Raw genomic sequence first — 15,652 nt, forward strand, 5'->3', positions numbered from 1 at the left:
CTCAGCCGGCGGTGCGGTGGGCGGTGGGCCGGTGGGCATCGAGCCAGGCGACGACGTCGTCGAGCACGTGCTCCTTCTCCGGCTCGTTGTGCGGCTCGTGGTACAGGCCGTCCCAGATGCGGACGGTGAGGTCGTCGGAGCCCGCGTGCTGCCGGACCACCTCGCTGGCCGACGGCGGCATGAGCCGGTCGTCGCCGCCGTGGAGCACCAGCAGCGGGAGGCGCAGGCCGCGCAGCCGGGCCGGCATGCCCGCGGCGCCGAGCATGAGCTCGCTGCCGGTGCGGGCGACCATCTTGCCGGTGTGGTTGAGCGGGTCGGTCCGGTAGGCGGCGACCACCTCGGGGTCGCGGCTGATCGTCTCGGCGTCCAGGGTGAGCACGCCGAGGTCCGGGGCGAGGCGGGACAGCACCGGTGCGACCACGCGCTGCACCGGGTTGGCGGTGCTGGTGTCCAGGGCCGGCGCCGAGATGACGGCCCCGGCGACCCGCTCGTACGGCTCCCCGGTGAGGTACTGCAGGGCGACCAGCCCGCCGAGGCTGTGGCCGTAGACGAACAGCGGGACGCCGGGGTGCCGGTCGCCGGCCGCGCGGGCGGTCTGCGCGACGCCCTCGACGGCGGCGGCGAGGCTGCCGATGTTGCCGCGCCGCCCGGGCGAGCGGCCGTGTCCGGGGTGGTCGGGGGCGTAGCAGGCGTAGCCGGCGGCACCGAGCCGCTCGGCGACGTGCCCGTAGCGGCCGCCGTGCTCGTGCACGCCGTGGACCAGCACGACGACGCCGACCGGGTCGGGCACCGCCCAGCCCTGCCAGTACTGCCCCGAGGCCAGGGTGCCCTGGCCGTGCCGCACCGCTGTGGTCACGAGACCTCCCGGTCGATCCGATGCCGGCGGGAACCGTAGCCCGCGCGGGCCCGCAGCGGGTGCCCGCGTACGGGATACGGTGCCTCCGGTGACCACGATCCGCTCCGCGGCCGGCCCGGGGGGCGGGGCATGACGCAGCAGGCGACGGCGCCCCGCTTCGACGCGCCGGCGGGGACGTTCACCGGCTGGCGCTCCGACGGCGTCGTGCGGGCCACCGGCATCCGGTACGCGCGGGCGGAGCGGTTCGCCCCGCCGGTGGCCGAGCCGCCCGCCGACGGCGTCGTCGCGGCGACCTCGTGGGCGCCCGCGTGCCCGCAGCCGCCGGCTCCGGAGCTCGAGGAGGTGGTCGCCGACCCGATGGGCGACCTGGTCGCCGACGAGGACTGCCTCCGGCTGTCGGTGACCGTCCCGGAGGACGCCGGTCCGGGCGCGGGTCTGCCCGTCATGGTGTGGGTGCACGGCGGCTCGTACGTCAGCGGCGCCGGCGACGCCCCCGCCCACGACCCGGCCGCGCTGGTGCGCGAGCAGCGCGTGGTCGTCGTCAGCGTGACCTACCGGCTCGGCGTGCTCGGGTTCCTCGGCGGTCGCGACGGGCGGCCGGCCAACCTCGGCCTGCTCGACCTCCTGCAGGCGCTGCGCTGGGTGCGGCGGAACGTCGCGGCCTTCGGTGGGGACCCCGGCACGGTGACGCTCTTCGGCGAGTCCGCCGGCGGCGACGCGATCGCCCACCTGATGGCCGCCGGCGGCGCCCGGGGGCTGTTCCGCCGCGCCGTCGTGTCGAGCGCGCCGCTCGGGCTGTCCCGCGGCCGGGCCCGGATGAGCGCCGCGATGGCCCAGGAGGCGCGGTCGCTGGACGCGGCGGCGCCGGTCCAGGACGTCGTCGACGCCCAGGCGCGGGTGGCGGCGCGGGCCCGGCGGTCCGGCCTGAACGCGGCGATGCCCTTCGGCACCCAGTACGGCTTCCCGCCGCTGCCGGCCGAGGCCGACCTCCCCGCGGCCTGGGCCCGGACCGCGCCGGAGGTCGACCTGCTGGTCGGCAGGAACAGCCGCGAGGTCGCCCTGTTCGTGGCACTGCTGCCGCCCGCCGCGCGGCTGGCCCGCGTCCCGGTGGCCGGGCGGGTGCTCGTGGAGCCGCTCGTACGGGCGCTGACCCGCCGGATCTACGCCCGCGACGCCGAGCGGTTCGCCCGCCGGCACCGGGCGGCCGGTGGCCGGGCGTGGCACTACACGCTCTCCTTCGGCGCCGGTGCCCTCACCGGCGCGCACGCCGTCGACCTGCCGCTGCTCTTCCCGCACCGGTCCACCTGGGAGGCCTCCCCGCTGCTGGCCGGCCTCCCGTGGGACGACGTCGTCGCGGCCGGCCGGGAGGTCCGCCGCGTGTGGGCCGGCTTCGCCCGGACCGGGGAGGCCGCCTCCGCGCCGTGCCTGCAGGTCAGCGGGGGTTGAGCCTCAGGGGACGACGGGCTCGACGTCGCGCGTGCAGAACATGCACACCGACGCGTCGACCGGGATGAAGCTCTTGCAGTGGTCGCACTCGCGGTTGCCCTGCGCGCCGGCGGTCTCCCGGCCGGTGGCCCGCCGGATCGCCTGCACGAGGAACATGATCGTCACCGCGAGGAGCAGGAAGGACACGAACGCGGTGAGGAACGACCCGTAGCGGATCTGCGAGCCGTTGACGGTGAGCACGAGGGCGTCGAAGTCCGGCTGGCCGAAGACCGCCGCCACCAGCGGCAGGATGACGTCGCCGACCAGCGACTCGACCACCGTCGCGAAGGCGGCCCCGATCGCCAGGCCGACGGCCAGGTCCACGAGGCTGCCCGAGAAGGCGAAGTTCCGGAAGTTGGTCAGCAGTCCGCGCACGGTCCCTCCCCGTCCGATCCGACGGCCGGAGCGTAGGGCCGGCGGAGCCTCAGCGCGGCCCGGCGGGGGTGCCCCGGGGACCGGGGCCGAGGTCGCGCTGCAGCCAGGCGACGTCGTGCCGTGCGCCGTCCTCGGAGCCCACCCGGCGGAAGGTCCCGGCCGGCTCGAAGCCCAGGGCCCGGTGCAGGCCGAGGCTGGCCTCGTTGAGCAGGGCGACGCCGGCCAGCGCGACGCGGTACCCCCGCCCGGCGAACCGCTCGAACAGCGCTTGGTAGAGGGTCCGGCCGGCACCGGTGCGCCGGCGGCCGGGCTCGAGGTAGACGCTCACCGCGCACGACCAGCGGTAGGCCTCCCGGGACGTGAACGGCCCGCCGTGGGCGACGCCGCGCACCGTCCCGCCGTCGTCGAGGACCAGCCACGCGTGGCGCTCCCGGGCTGCGGCGATCCGGCGTGCCATCTCCTCGGCCGTCGGCGGGTCGGCCTCGAAGCAGACGGCACCACCGGTGACGTAGGGCGCGTAGACGTCCCGGCAGGCGGCGGCGTCCTCGGGGGTCGCGTCGCGCACGGTCACCCGGGCGACGCTGGCGATCAGACGAGGACGGGTGCCCCCAGGTCCGCGGTCCACAGCACCGGCTCGCCGCGGCGGCCCTGTTTGGACGCGTACATCGCCTGGTCGGCCCGCTTGGTCAGCGCCGCGCCGTCGAGGCCCGGCTCGCTGCACGCCACGCCGAGGCTGGCCTGGAGCCGCACCGCGCCCGCGGAGATCTCGGCCGGCACCGACAGCGCCGCCCGGATGCGCCTGCCGAGCGCGGCGGCCGCGTCGGGGCCGTCGACGCCGCGGCTGACCACGAGGAACTCGTCGCCGCCGAGGCGCCCGACGATGTCGTCCTTGCGGAGCACGCCGGCCAGCCGGTGCGCCGTGGTCACCAGCAGCTCGTCGCCGGCGTCGTGCCCGAGGGTGTCGTTGACCGGCTTGAACTCGTCGAGGTCGACGAAGACGACCGCGGTCGGGCGCCCGCCGGGGTCGGCGAGCGCGGCCTCCAGCACCGCCATCGTCGAGGCGCGGTTGTGGCAGCCGGTGAGCGGGTCGAAGGTCGCCTTGGCGGTGAGCTCCTCGCGCATCCGGGCGCTGTCGGTGACGTCGGAGACGCAGACCAGCGCGCCCGGGGCGCCCTCCCGGTCGCTGAGGGCGACCAGGCTCACCGCGCACACCCGCGCCTCGCCGGCGGGGGTGCGGATGCCGACCTCGAGCGCGGCGTCCTCGCCGTCGACGAGCACCCGGCTCAGCGCCGTCTCCAGCGCCTCGCGGCCGGCCTCGTCGGCGACGGCGGCGAGGTCCGCCCAGCCGTCCACGGCGGGCACGCCCAGCAGCACCTGCAGCCGGGAGTTCGCGTGCACGACCTCCCGGTCGGCGGTCAGCTGCAGGATGCCCTGGGGCAGGGCCTCGGTCAGCCGGCGCAGCAGGCGCTCCTGCTGCCGCAGTGCCTCGTGCGCGGCCATCTCGTCGGACACGTCGCTCATCTGCGTGACGACGACGGCGTCGGCGGGGTCGTCGGCCGGGACGTACTGGTTCTCCAGCTCCAGCCACGCCCACGAGCCGTCGGCGCGCCGGTGCCGCAGCCGGACCCGCTGGGACTCCTGCCGGGAGAGCAGCTCGAGCCAGTTGGCGATCGCCCGCTCCTGGTCGTCGGGGTGGACGAACTCCGAGGAGCGCTGGCCGACCATCTCCGCGGCCGTCCAGCCCAGCATCCGGGTGGTGCGCTCGTCGATCTCGGTGATGACCGCGAGCGAGGTCTTGCAGACCGTCGCCGTGCGCGGCCGCCGGGACACCTCCAGGCCGGCCAGGGGCGCGGGCCCGCGCTCGGGGGAGGCGGCGTCGAGGACCTCGAGGGCGCCCACGAACACGCCGTGCGCCTCGCGGACGTCGACGAAGGTGAGCGACAGCGGCACCTCCGGCTCCCGGCGGCCGTGCACCGTGGCCAGGCCCACGCCGTGGGTGCGGGCGCGCTCCCATGCGGTGATGACGGTCATGGCGTCGGCGGGGAGCACGGCGTCGAGGAAGGTCGCGCGGTCGGCCGACGGCGGCATGACCCGCTCCGGCGGGACGCCGACCGAGGCCGGCATCGGGAGGACCACGCCGTCGGTGGCGATCGCGGCCAGCACGGCGTCGGGCAGGCGCAGCAGCGCGGACAGGACGTCCTCGCGCTCGGCCGGCGTTCTCGGGGTGGCGGTCACCTCGGGCGGATCGGCGCGGGACGCCCGGACCTTGAGCCTCCGGTGTGCGGCACCTCACCCTGCGGGGTCGGTCCTCGGCGCGTCGCCCGATCCGGTGGCACCATGGCAGCACGGTGCCCGCCGATCGAGACGCCGGACGGCGCGGCCGCCCTTTCCGGGTCCTTCCCCCCGGCTGGAGGTGTCGCGGTGCGGCCTGCGGCCATGACGAGGCCCGTCCCCACCCCCCGGTCCGAGCCGGACCTCGCCGGGTGGCTGCTCGACGCCGCCCGGCGGTGGCACGCCGCCGGGGACGCCGTCGCCGCGGGACGTGCCGTGGCCGGCGACCTCGCCGCCGTCCTCCCCCCGGCCTGCAGCGTGGCCGTCACCCTGCTCGGCCCCGGGCGGGTGCCTCTGGTACCCGCGGGCGGCGGGCCGGCCGCCGCGCTCGACACCCTGCAGGTCCGCCACGACACCGGACCGCTGAGCGACGCGCTCGCCGGGACGCCGTCGGGCAGCGCCGACCTCGGCCGGGACCCGCGCTGGCCGGCCCTCGCCGAGCCGGCCGGCGCCGCCCGGGTGCGGCGGGCGACCTGGCTGCCGCTGGACACCGGGCGCGAGGTGGTCGGCGCGCTGTCGGTGTACGTGACCGGCCCGGGCGCCGGACCCGACCGGGCGGCCCTGGCGCCGGTCGCCGGGCACGCCGCGCTGGCGCTGCACACGCTGCAGCGGACGCAGCACCTCGCCGTCGCCCTCGCCAGCCGCGACGTCATCGGCCAGGCCAAGGGGGTCCTCATGGAGCGGTACCGCATCACCGCCGACGCCGCGTTCGGCATCCTCGTGCGCGCCTCGCAGGACGCCCGCCGCAAGGTCCGCGACATCGCGGCGCTGGTCACCGAGACCGGGGAGGCGCCGCCTCCTGACGGGCCGCCGGAGGAGCTCCCGTGACCGGCGGCGGGCACGCCTTCGTCCTCCTCGACAGCGAGGAGGCCCACACGCAGGTCGTCGGGGACTTCGTCGTCGAGGGCGTGCGGCGCGGCGAGTGCGTCCTGCTCGCCGGCCTCGGCGGACGCGAGCAGCGGCTGTGGAGCCGGCTGCGCCGCGCCGGCGTCGTCGGCGAGGGGTGGCAGCCGTCGGCGACGACGGCGGTGCGGCTGGTGCCGCCGGACCCGGACCGGCTGCCGGAGGCGGTCGCGGGGGCGCTGGCCGAGGGCTACCCCGGTGTCCGGTTCTCCGGCGCGATCACCACCCCCGGCGTCAACGCCTTCGAGGCCGCCGTCGCCTCCCTGACCGCCGAGCACCCGCTCACCGTGCTCTGCCCGTACTTCCGCTCCACGCTCGAACCCGGGCAGCACGAGGCGCTCACCGCCCTCCACGACACGGAGGTCGACGTGGCTCCGGTGTACGACGACGGCGTCTTCCGCCTCACCCGCCGCGGCGAGCTGCTGTACCTGGCCGGCGAGCTGGACTCGGGCAACGCCGACGCGCTGCGCGCGGTCCTGCAGGCGACCCTCGCGGCCGGTGGCCGCCCCGCCTCGTGGGACGTCGCCGACCTGCACTTCCTCGACGTCGGCGCCGCCGACTCGCTGGTGGCCGCGGCCGCCGGACCGCCGGGGCTGACCCTCGTCGGCGCCTCCCGGCTGACCGCCCGGCTGGTGCGCCTGCTCGTCGACCGGCACCCCGACCGCGCGGTCGACCTCGTCGACGCCCCGGCGGACGTCCTCCTCGACGGCCCTCCCGACGACGCCGGCGGGGGCGCCCTCCGGTGACCGGGACGGACGCCGCGCCGGTGCACCGGTGCGCGTTCCACGCCGGCCGAGAGCAGGCCGGCGCGATCGCCGCCGACCTCTGCCGGCGCGCGCTGGCGGCGGGCTCGCCGGTGGTGGCCCACGTCGACGACGGCGTACAGGCGCTGCTGACCCGGCGGACGGCCGGCGCGGTCGTGTTCGCGCCGCAGCGCGCACTGGTCGAGACGCCGCTGCCGGCGCTGGCCGACGTCTGGACCTCCCACCTGGGCACGGCGCCGGCCGGGGTGGTCACGGTGGTCTGCCAGCAGCCGTTCGCCCTCGCGCCCGACCTCGGGCACTGGCACACGGCCGAGGAGACGACGACCGCCCTGGTCGCGGAGCGCCCGCTGGCGGTCACCTGCCTGATCGACACCGGCGAGGGCGGGCCCGAGCGGCTGGCGCTGGCCCGCGCGACGCACCCGGTGCTGTGGTGCGACGGCGCCGACGTGCCCAACCCCGACCTGGTGCCGCCCGCCGGCCCGCCCCCGACCGGCGGCGTGCTGGTGGCCGACAGCACGCTGGACCCCGGGGCGTCCGCGGAGAACCGGCGCTGGTGGCACGCGCGCCTGACCGCGGCCGGCCTGGACCGGACCCGGCGCGAGGAGCTGGTGCTGGTGCTGCACGAGGCCGTCGGCACGGTCGCGGCCCTCGACGGCGCACCGCCGGCCCTGCGGGTGCGCATCACCCGGGACGGCACCGAGGTCGCCTGCGAGGTGCGGTGCCGCAGCGGGTGCCCACCGCTGCTCCCGCACGCGGTGCCCGGTGACCGCCGGCTGCTCCTGCTGTGGCTGGCCGAGAAGGTCTCCCCCGCGGTGTCGTTGGCGGTGCTGCCGTGGGGAGCCGGGAGCCGCCTCGTGGTCCGGGCGCTGGACCCCGACCGGGCCTGAGCTCCTCCCGGCGTGTCGCGCACCCCGCCGCCCGGCGTCTCGTTGCCCACCGGGGGTGGTCGCACGATGACCGAGAGGGGAGCCCGGGAGGGCCTGGTCGACCCGCGGCGGCCGACGATGGCGCGGACGTGGGTGCGGGCGGCGGGGCAGGCGGAGGGCTGGCCGCCGGCCGTCGTCGACGACCTGCTCCTGCTGCTGTCGGAGGTGCTGGCCGCCGACCTTGCGGGTTCCGGCGGGCGCGTCGGCCCGCGGCCGGTGCGGCTGCTCGACGGCGGCGCCGGCCTGGAGGTGCAGGTGGGCGGATGGGTGGCCGGCGGTGACCGTCTCGGGATCGCGGCGGCGGCCGTCACCACCGTGCGGCTCGAGGCCCCGGGGGACGGCTGGGTGCGGCTGACCGCGGACGGCGGGAGCCCGGCCCCGGCCTGAGCCGGGGCCGGGCCGCACCGGCGACTACCGGCGCAGCACCTTGCCGAGCAGGCCCTTGACGGTGGACATCGGCCGGTAGGCCTGCACCAGCCAGGCGTTGCACACGATCACGCCACCGGCCAGCGCCGGGACCGCGGCCTGGGTGACCCGCTGCCGGGCCTGCCACTTCTTGATCTCCGGCGGGGTGCCGGCCGAGGGCAGCGTCGCGTCCTTGACGTCGAGGCTCCCGTCCGGACCCGCCGCCTGCTCCGCGAGCTTGCCGATCTTGGCTCCCGAGTAGGCGGCGAAGGCGGTGGCGCCCGCGCCGGCCACGGTCAGCGCCGCCTTGAGCGTGCCGACCGCCCCGTAGCCCTCCTGCAGCGCCAGCCGCGCCTTGTTGGACGAGGTCAGCTGCAGCCCGGTGCCCAGCGTGGCGGCGATGCCGCCCCACTGCGCCGGCGAGAACCGGCTCCAGGCGGAACTGGCCACCCGCACCTTGTCGATGCCGGAGGTCAGGTCGGCGCCGGACTTGTTCACGCCGGCGATGCCCATCACCGACCCGCCGAACCACAGGGCGGTGCCGAGGTCGTGCACGGCCTGCGCGATGAAGTGGTTGTCCGTGGTCGTCGTCATGATCCCGGCGTACCCGTGGGGTGCGGGGCTACTCCGACGCGCTGGCGGTGTCGCCCTGGGCCTGCTCGCTGCCGCGCGGGCCGATCCACACCGTCTTGGCGTTCATGAACTCGTACATCCCGAGGTCGGTGAGCTCCCGGCCGTAGCCGCTCTGCTTGACCCCGCCGAAGGGCAGCTCGGGATAGCTGGTGACCATCCCGTTGACGAACGCCATGCCGGACTGCACGTCGCGGATGAAGGTCGACCGCTCCTGCTCGTCCTCGCTCCACAGGTTCGCGCCCAGGCCGTAGGGGTGGCTGTTGGCGATGTCGATGGCCTCGTCCAGGGTGTCGACGGTCCACAGCGCGGCCACCGGGCCGAAGACCTCCTCGTCGTAGAGGTCCATCTCCGGCGTGATGCCGGTGAGCAGGGTCGGCGCGTAGTACCAGCCGGCGCGGTCGGGACGGGTCCCGCCGACGACGACGGTCGCGCCCTTGTCGACGGCGTCCTGCACGTACCGCTCGACGTCCTCCCGCCCGGACTCGGTGGCCAGCGGGCCGACCTGGGTGCCGTCCTCCATGGGGTCGCCGACGACGAGGGCGTCCATCTTCTCGGCGAACAGCCGGGTGAACTCCTCGGCGACGTCGGCGTGCACGAAGAACCGCTTGGCGGCGATGCAGCTCTGCCCGTTGTTCTGGCAGCGGGCGGTGACCGCCACCTCCGCGGCGCGGTCGAGGTCGGCCGAGGGCATGACGATGAACGGGTCGCTGCCGCCGAGCTCGAGGACCGTCTTCTTCAGCGCGTCCCCGGCGATCGAGGCCACCGACTGCCCGGCGGGCGCGCTGCCGGTGAGGGTGGCGGCGGCCACCCGGTCGTCGCGCAGCACCCGCTCGATGGTCGAGGAGCCGATGAGCAGGGTCTGGAAGACGCCGGCGGGGAAGCCGGCCTCGCGGAACAACTCCTCCATGTACAGCGCGGTCTGCGGCACGTTGCTCGCGTGCTTGAGCAGGCCGACGTTTCCGGCCATGAGCGCCGGGGCGGCGAAGCGCATGGCCTGCCAGAGCGGGAAGTTCCACGGCATGATCGCCAGGACGACGCCGATCGGCTGGTGCACGAGGTAGGCCTGCTCGGCGCCCACCGCGCCGGCGTCGGCGGGCTTGGGCTCGAGCATCGCGGGGCCGTGCTCGGCGTAGTAGCGCAGCGCCTTCACGCACTTGCCGGCCTCCGCCCTGGCGGCCGCGAGCGTCTTGCCCATCTCGGTGACCATGAGCTCGGCGACCGTGTCGGTGTCGGCCTCGAGCGCGTCGGCGGCCGCGCGCAGCCAGCCGGCCCGGTCCTCCGGGCTGGTCAGCCGGTAGCCGCGGAAGGCGTCGGCGGCCCGGCCGATCTTCTCCTCGAGGGCCTCGTCCGACAGCGGCTCGTAGGTCTCGAGCGTCTCGCCGGTGGCCGGGTTGATGGTGGCGATGCTGGACTTGGACGTGGCCATGTCGGTCCCTCCCGTCTCGGCGCGCGGGGCTGCACGCCTCTCCGGGAGGAGGCCCTACCCGGTCGACCGCCGGTCACCCGCCCTCACCCGACCGGCAGCCCCGCGAGCCCGGCGGCCAGGCCGAGGACGGCGCACACGCCCAGCGTGCGCAGCACCGACCACCGGATCCGGAAGAGCAGCACCGCGGCCACGACGGCGACGACCAGCGGCACGACCCGCAGGGTGGCCGGGTCGGGCAGCTCCAGCGCCAGCGGGGCCACGCGGACCGTCCCCGAGAACAGCGTGTGGACGGCGAAGTAGACGCCCAGGTTGGCGATCACCCCGACGACGGCGGCGGTGATCCCCCGCAGCGCGGCCGACAGCGACCGGTTGCCGCGCAGCCGCTCCATGTACGGGGCGCCGAGCAGCACGAACAGGAAGCTCGGCACGAAGGTCACCCAGGTGACCAGCAGGGAGGCCAGCACCGCGGCGACCCACGGGTCGAGCGCGCCGTGCGCCCGGTACGCGCCCAGGAACGCGACGAACTGCACGACCATGATCAGCGGCCCCGGCGTCGTCTCGGCCAGCGCCAGCCCGCGCACCATCTCGCGCGGCGTGAGCCAGCCGTAGACCTCGACGGCCTGCTGGGCGACGTAGGCCAGCACCGCGTAGGCGCCGCCGAAGGTGACCACCGCGGCGCCGGAGAAGAACACGCCCTGCTGGGTGAGGACGCTGCCGGTGCCGGTCAGCACGGCGACCGCCGCGACCGGCAGGCCCCAGACGAGCAACCCGAGGGCCAGCACCTTCACGGTGCGCCGGGCGCTGGGGGCCTCGTGGTGCAGGACGTCGTCGGAGATGACCGGCGGCGGGCCGGCGTCGGGCCCCTCGGCTCCCCTCCTGCTGGGCAGCGCGGACGGCCGCCACCGGCCCAGCGCCCAGCCGGCCAGCCCCGCCAGCGCGACCACCACGGGGAACGGCACCGCGAACAGCGCCAGCGCGAGGAAGGCGGCCACCGCGAGGACGACGAGGGCGCGGCTGTCGAGCGCCTTCTTCGCCACCCGGACGACCGCCTGCACGACGATGGCCAGTACCGCGGCGGCGAGCCCGGTGAACAGGGCGGTGACCGCGGTGGTGGTGCCGAAGGCGACGTAGACCGCCGAGAGCGCCAGCAGCGCCAGCACGCCCGGGAGGACGAACAGGCCGCCGGCGACCAGGCCGCCCCGGGTGCCGTGCAGCAGCCAGCCGACGTAGGTGGCCAGCTGCTGGGCCTCCGGGCCGGGCAGCAACGTGCAGTAGTTGAGCGCGTGCAGGAAGCGCCGCTGACCGATCCAGCGCCGCTGGTCGACGAGCTCCCGCTGCATCACCGCGATCTGGCCCGCGGGGCCGCCGAAGGTCTGCAGCGAGACGAGGAACCAGGCCCGGACGGCCTCGCGGAAGGGCGGCACCGGGGCGGCGGGCGGCGGGGTCACGGCCGGGGTCGCTGCCGGGGTCGGCTCGGGGGTCACGGGTCTCCGTCGGGTCAGGCCGGCTCGCGGCCGAGCAGCAGGCGGCGGCGGGTGTACTCGTAGAGGCCGTCGAAGAGCGGCCCGGAGACGGCGAGCGTGCGCTCGTCGTCCCCGGTCATCGACAGACCGCGCAGCAGGACGTCGAGGCCGGGTGCCTCCGGGGCGTCGAACCGGCCGTCGTCGAGGTCGGCCTCGTGCACGATCTCGCCGATCCGCTCGAGCACCGGGTCGTCGAGCCCGTGGACGCGCAGGACCGTCTCGAACGAGCAGCCGCCGTCGACGTGGCCCAGCGCGACGCCGCGCATGTCGAAGGGCGTGGCGTCGGCCGGCACGTCGCCGGGGGCCGAGACGAAGACGAACTCGGCGTCGGGGTCGACGAACCGGCGGATCAGCCAGGCGCAGGCCGCGCGGTCGACGTGGATCCCCGCCCGGGTCGCCCACCTCACGGCCGGCTCCCGCGCCCGGCCGGCACCGGCTCGCCGGCCGCGGTCGCCAGCGCGCGCAGCGCGACACCGGCCGCGTCGCGCTCGGCCGGGGGGAAGAAGTCCCGGCGGCCGATCGCCCGCCACTCGTCGCGCAGCCGCCGCAGGGCGCGGGCACGCTCGGTGCCGGGGCCCTCGATCGCCGCCGTGCACTGCGCGGTCAGCGTGCGGTACTCCTCCGCCCGGGCCGCGGCCATGCCGGCGGCGAGTTCCCGCTCCTGCGCGGCCGTGCCCGGGCGCGCGGTCCAGGTGCCGGCGCTCCCCCCGGCGGCCAGGACGTCGTCGGCCAACCACTCGAGCGCCTCGCGCGTGCGCGCGTCGGCGGGGAGGGCCACCACGCCGTCCGCGAGCTGGGCCACGCCGAGCCGGCGCAGCCGCCGCCACAGGGTCGTGCGGGGGCCGGAGGGCTCCCGCGGCAGGCGGTAGGACAGCAGCACCCACTCGCCCGTCACGGCGGGCATGCAACCACGGTTGCACCGTCCTCGTCCAGCCGGGGGTGGGCGCGGGACCCGGCCGCCTCCTCACGCGGCGGGGACGAGTGCTGCCGGGGTGGTGGTCCCGGTGCCGTCCGGTCGGTGGCTGTGCCGCCGGCCGTCGGGTCGTCGTTCGACGCGGAAGCCGTGGTGGACCTGGGTGTGGTGGCGTTCGCGGAGCGGCGCCGAGTCGTCGAGGCCGGTCTCGCCGCCGTCGATCCAGGGCACGAGGAGGTGGACGTCGCACCAGTGCGTCGGCGCCCGGCAGCCGGCGAACACGCCGCCGCCGTCCGGAGTTCGGCCGCCCTCCGGATGTGCCGGGTGGCCAGCCGCTGCTCCCGACCGAGGTCCAGCGGGGCGCCGTCCGGGCCCGACACCACCCGGCTGACGGCGCCGTCGCAGGCCGGCCAGGTCCTCCAGCCCGATCACGACGGCGACCTGCGGCCGCGCAGCACCGGCGCCGATCCGGACGCCAGCGCGTTGTCGCACGGCGCACGAGCGCGTCGGCCTGCCGCTGTGCGAGGGTGCGCTCGTCACCGGCCGGGCCGTCGGCCCGCACGTGCCCCTCCAGTGCCGCCTGCAGCCGCTCCCCGCCCACGGCGTCGAGGTGGAAGCGACCACCGAGCGGTCATGGGACGCCGCACCTCGACGTCGTCGACCAGCGGTGGAGCGACGGCATGGGCTACGGCGCGGCGCAGGACGCCCGGCCGCCGTTCTTCGTCGTCACCAGCAGCCCGCCCGAGCACCACCGCCTGCGGCCACCCACGGCGTCACCTTCCTGACCGGCGGTCCGGCCGCCGCCGTGGAGCGCGCGAGGGAGGCGGCGGGCGACCGCGACGTCGTCGTCATCAGCGGCGGCGCGCTGGTCGGCTCCCGCCTGCGGGACGGACTGCTCGACGAGCTGCGCCGGCACCTGGCGACCGAGGTGCTCGGTGCCGGCACGCCGCTGATCGACGGCGTCGGCCGGCACCGGCTCACCCGGTCCGCCGTCGAGGCCTCACCCGTGTGCACCCACTTCACCTACCGGTGGAGCGCTGACTCACGCCCCGGCGGGACGGCGGGAGCGGAAGTCGCCCCGGCCGGTGTCGCGGCGCCAGTCGTCGAAGGACTCGCCGGTGAGCTCCTCGAGCAGCGCGACGTCGGGCAGCAGCGGCGCCAGCACCGCACGCCGCACCTCGACCGGCATCTCCGGGCGGGGCGCCCTCCCGGCGTGCAGCGCCGCGAGCAGCGGCCGCGACACCTGCCGCCAGACCCGCGGCGGCAGGTGTGCTCCCAGGACCGCACCGGCGCGGGCGACCCGGGCCAGTGCCCGGTACCGCGCGGTGTCGGCCACGTAGGGCTTCACGTTCTCCGGCGCCACCGTGTGCGCGACGCCGGGCTGCACGCCGAGGAAGTCGCTGACCCGGTCGAGCGTCTCGCGCGGGGTGTCGACCAGCTGCCGGTAGCGCAGCAGCAGGACCTGCGACCGCGGCAGCACCGTGTAGAGGTCGCGCAGCTGCTCCCCGTACCGCCCCAGGCCGCGGTAGTGCCAGAAGGGCGCCCAGCCGGCGGCCACCCGTGACTCCTCCAGCTCGACGGCGGCGGCGAAGTCGGCCTCGGGCTCCAGTCCGTCGGCGCGCAGGTGCACCCAGTTCGACCACGCCCGGTCCACCGGGTCCCGCACGATCGCGACGACGCGGACGCCGGGCACGTCGGCGGCCAGCCGGCGCTGCGCGGCGCGGTCGTGGAGGTAGAACGGCGTGCTCTCCCCGCGGACGGTGCCGGGCGGCGCGCCGTCGAACAGCCGCAGGTAGTCCTCGCGGCGCCAGATCCACTCCCGCGCGCTGTGCGCGTCCCCGGGGCCCCGCTGGCCGGTGCGCGGCGGCCGCCGGCCGTCGGTCAGGTAGTACTTCGGCTCCTTGACCGGCGACAGGTACAGCCCCGGGTGCGTGGCGAGCGCCGCGTGCAGCGCCGTCGTCCCGGCCTTCGGTGCACCGGCGACGACGAACTGCGGCAGCCGGTCGGCGTCGGCGGTCATCGGTCCCCTCCCTGCCCCGGACGTGTCCCGGTGTACACACGGGGAGCCCTGTCCCCTCCCCCGAACGGAGCTGCCGCGTGACCGCGTCCGCGCCCCGCCCCCCGGCGCCCGACCGCTTCTGGTCCGACGCGACGGTCGTCGTCGAGCCGGAGGACCCGCGCCCGGGCTCGTGGGCCGGCGGCCCGTCGGCGCAGCTGGTCGACGGCACGTGGTGGCTGGCCTACCGGCTGCGCCGCCCGGTCGGCGAGGGCCGCGGTTTCGGCAACGTGGTGGCCCGCTCCGCCGACGGCGTGCACTTCGAGCCGGTGGTCGCGGTCGGCAAGGACCGCTTCGGCGCCGAGTCGCTGGAACGCCCGGCCCTGGTGCACACGCCGGAGGGCCGCTGGCGGCTCTACGTCAGCTGCGCGACGCCGGGGACCAAGCACTGGCGGGTCGACCTGCTCGAGGCGGCCACCGTCGAGGACCTCGCCACCGCGGAGCCGCGCACCGTCCTCCCGGGCAGCGCGACCACCGCACCCAAGGACCCGGTGGTCCGCTGGGACGGCGGACAGTGGCACCTGTGGGCCTCGGTGCACCCGCTCGACGACCCCGGCGCCACCGACCGCATGACCACCGAGCACGCCACCAGTCCCGACGGCGTCACCTGGACCTGGCGCGGCACCGCCCTCGCCGGCACCGAGGGCAGCTGGGACGCCCGCGGCGTGCGGTTCAGCGCGGTGGTCCTCGACGGCCCGCGCACCTGGGCGCTCTACGACGGCCGGGCCACCGCGGAGGAGAACTGGGAGGAGCGCACCGGGCTCGCCGAGTCCGACGGCGAGGGCCGCTTCCGCGCCGCGTCGGGCGGCCCCCGCCTGCAGAGCCCGCACGCGCCGCACGGGCTGCGCTACGCCGACGTCGTCGCGCTGCCCGGCGGCGGGGCGCGCTGGTTCTACGAGGCCACCCGCGCCGACGGCGCGCACGAGCTGCGCACCGTGGCCTTCCCCGGCTGAGGCGCGACGCGGGGCGGGACGGGACGACACGGCGTAATCCCTATCAGACCGATGGACTTGACAGAGATTTCCGGGTCGGGTCACATGGACCCGTGGCACCCGC

The 15,652-nt window shown here is 76.8% G+C and carries 17 protein-coding genes and 1 pseudogene; 7 read left to right on the forward strand and 11 right to left on the reverse strand.

The features are described 5' to 3' along the window. Position 1: 1 nt before the first annotated feature. Positions 2-856, reverse strand: a complete 855-nt coding sequence (locus tag HLV61_RS20125; protein ID WP_369258647.1) for an alpha/beta hydrolase — start codon at positions 854-856, stop codon at positions 2-4. A gap of 129 nt (positions 857-985) precedes the next feature. Here HLV61_RS20125 and HLV61_RS20130 point away from each other — a divergent pair, with 129 nt between their 5' ends. Beyond that, entirely contained in the window at positions 986-2,302 is a 1,317-nt protein-coding gene (locus HLV61_RS20130; RefSeq protein ID WP_369258649.1) for a carboxylesterase family protein, read from the forward strand. A 3-nt stretch (positions 2,303-2,305) separates the two neighbouring features. Here the strand turns inward: HLV61_RS20130 and mscL are convergent, their stop codons facing one another. The 3 genes from mscL to HLV61_RS20145 are packed head-to-tail and all read right to left on the reverse strand — an operon-like array spanning position 2,306 to position 4,951. Beyond that, positions 2,306-2,716 (reverse strand): large conductance mechanosensitive channel protein MscL, encoded by a 411-nt coding sequence (gene mscL / locus HLV61_RS20135; RefSeq protein WP_110006234.1) that lies wholly within the window; start codon positions 2,714-2,716, stop codon positions 2,306-2,308. Between the two features lie 49 nt (positions 2,717-2,765). Continuing rightward, positions 2,766-3,287, reverse strand: coding sequence for a GNAT family N-acetyltransferase (locus tag HLV61_RS20140; RefSeq protein ID WP_369258651.1), 522 nt, complete (start codon positions 3,285-3,287; stop codon positions 2,766-2,768). A gap of 17 nt (positions 3,288-3,304) precedes the next feature. Beyond that, positions 3,305-4,951 (reverse strand): diguanylate cyclase domain-containing protein, encoded by a 1,647-nt coding sequence (locus HLV61_RS20145; protein WP_369258653.1) that lies wholly within the window; start codon positions 4,949-4,951, stop codon positions 3,305-3,307. Positions 4,952-5,152: 201 nt separating this feature from the next. On the opposite strand from HLV61_RS20145, the gene HLV61_RS20150 reads away from it, so the two are divergent. From HLV61_RS20150 to HLV61_RS20165, 4 genes are all read left to right on the forward strand, one after another. Further along, entirely contained in the window at positions 5,153-5,875 is a 723-nt protein-coding gene (locus tag HLV61_RS20150) for a GAF and ANTAR domain-containing protein (RefSeq protein WP_369258655.1), read from the forward strand. Then, the gene (locus HLV61_RS20155; RefSeq protein WP_369258657.1) at positions 5,872-6,696 is read left to right on the forward strand and encodes an MEDS domain-containing protein; all 825 of its coding nucleotides are present in this window, start codon (positions 5,872-5,874) and stop codon (positions 6,694-6,696) included. Before HLV61_RS20150 ends, HLV61_RS20155 begins: the two co-directional genes overlap by 4 nt. Continuing rightward, positions 6,693-7,601 carry a hypothetical protein gene (locus HLV61_RS20160; RefSeq protein WP_369258659.1) on the forward strand — a complete coding sequence of 303 codons (909 nt, stop codon included), beginning with the start codon at positions 6,693-6,695 and terminating at the stop codon, positions 7,599-7,601. The genes HLV61_RS20155 and HLV61_RS20160 overlap by 4 nt, the downstream gene beginning before the upstream one ends. 66 nt (positions 7,602-7,667) lie before the next feature. Next, complete coding sequence (locus tag HLV61_RS20165) at positions 7,668-8,027, forward strand: hypothetical protein (RefSeq protein ID WP_369258661.1); 360 nt, start codon at positions 7,668-7,670, stop codon at positions 8,025-8,027. Positions 8,028-8,051: 24 nt separating this feature from the next. Here the strand turns inward: HLV61_RS20165 and HLV61_RS20170 are convergent, their stop codons facing one another. The 6 genes from HLV61_RS20170 to HLV61_RS20195 all read right to left on the reverse strand — a co-directional run bounded on the left by HLV61_RS20170 (position 8,052) and on the right by HLV61_RS20195 (position 12,822). Beyond that, positions 8,052-8,639 carry a hypothetical protein gene (locus tag HLV61_RS20170; RefSeq protein ID WP_369258663.1) on the reverse strand — a complete coding sequence of 196 codons (588 nt, stop codon included), beginning with the start codon at positions 8,637-8,639 and terminating at the stop codon, positions 8,052-8,054. A gap of 28 nt (positions 8,640-8,667) precedes the next feature. Then, positions 8,668-10,104, reverse strand: coding sequence for an NADP-dependent succinic semialdehyde dehydrogenase (locus HLV61_RS20175; protein WP_369258665.1), 1,437 nt, complete (start codon positions 10,102-10,104; stop codon positions 8,668-8,670). Between the two features lie 83 nt (positions 10,105-10,187). Next, positions 10,188-11,552, reverse strand: a complete 1,365-nt coding sequence (chrA, locus tag HLV61_RS20180) for a chromate efflux transporter (RefSeq protein ID WP_369258667.1) — start codon at positions 11,550-11,552, stop codon at positions 10,188-10,190. Between the two features lie 50 nt (positions 11,553-11,602). Then, positions 11,603-12,034, reverse strand: coding sequence for a chromate resistance protein ChrB domain-containing protein (locus tag HLV61_RS20185; protein WP_369258669.1), 432 nt, complete (start codon positions 12,032-12,034; stop codon positions 11,603-11,605). Then, positions 12,031-12,531: a Chromate resistance protein ChrB gene (locus tag HLV61_RS20190; protein WP_369258671.1), complete on the reverse strand. Its 501-nt coding sequence runs from the start codon at positions 12,529-12,531 to the stop codon at positions 12,031-12,033. Before HLV61_RS20190 ends, HLV61_RS20185 begins: the two co-directional genes overlap by 4 nt. A 60-nt stretch (positions 12,532-12,591) precedes the next feature. After that, positions 12,592-12,822 carry a hypothetical protein gene (locus HLV61_RS20195; protein WP_369258673.1) on the reverse strand — a complete coding sequence of 77 codons (231 nt, stop codon included), beginning with the start codon at positions 12,820-12,822 and terminating at the stop codon, positions 12,592-12,594. A gap of 523 nt (positions 12,823-13,345) precedes the next feature. Here HLV61_RS20195 and HLV61_RS20200 point away from each other — a divergent pair. Continuing rightward, a pseudogene (locus tag HLV61_RS20200) lies at positions 13,346-13,459 on the forward strand (hypothetical protein); the annotation flags it as partial. A 123-nt stretch (positions 13,460-13,582) separates the two neighbouring features. Here the strand turns inward: HLV61_RS20200 and HLV61_RS20205 are convergent. Next, the gene (locus tag HLV61_RS20205; protein WP_369258675.1) at positions 13,583-14,560 is read right to left on the reverse strand and encodes a sulfotransferase family protein; all 978 of its coding nucleotides are present in this window, start codon (positions 14,558-14,560) and stop codon (positions 13,583-13,585) included. 77 nt (positions 14,561-14,637) lie between these two features. Between HLV61_RS20205 and HLV61_RS20210 the strand changes: the two genes are divergently transcribed. Next, positions 14,638-15,549: a hypothetical protein gene (locus HLV61_RS20210; protein ID WP_369258677.1), complete on the forward strand. Its 912-nt coding sequence runs from the start codon at positions 14,638-14,640 to the stop codon at positions 15,547-15,549. Positions 15,550-15,652: the final 103 nt, after the last annotated feature.

Origin of the sequence: Geodermatophilus amargosae (assembly GCF_041028265.1) — a bacterium.
GTDB lineage: Bacteria > Actinomycetota > Actinomycetes > Mycobacteriales > Geodermatophilaceae > Geodermatophilus > Geodermatophilus amargosae_A.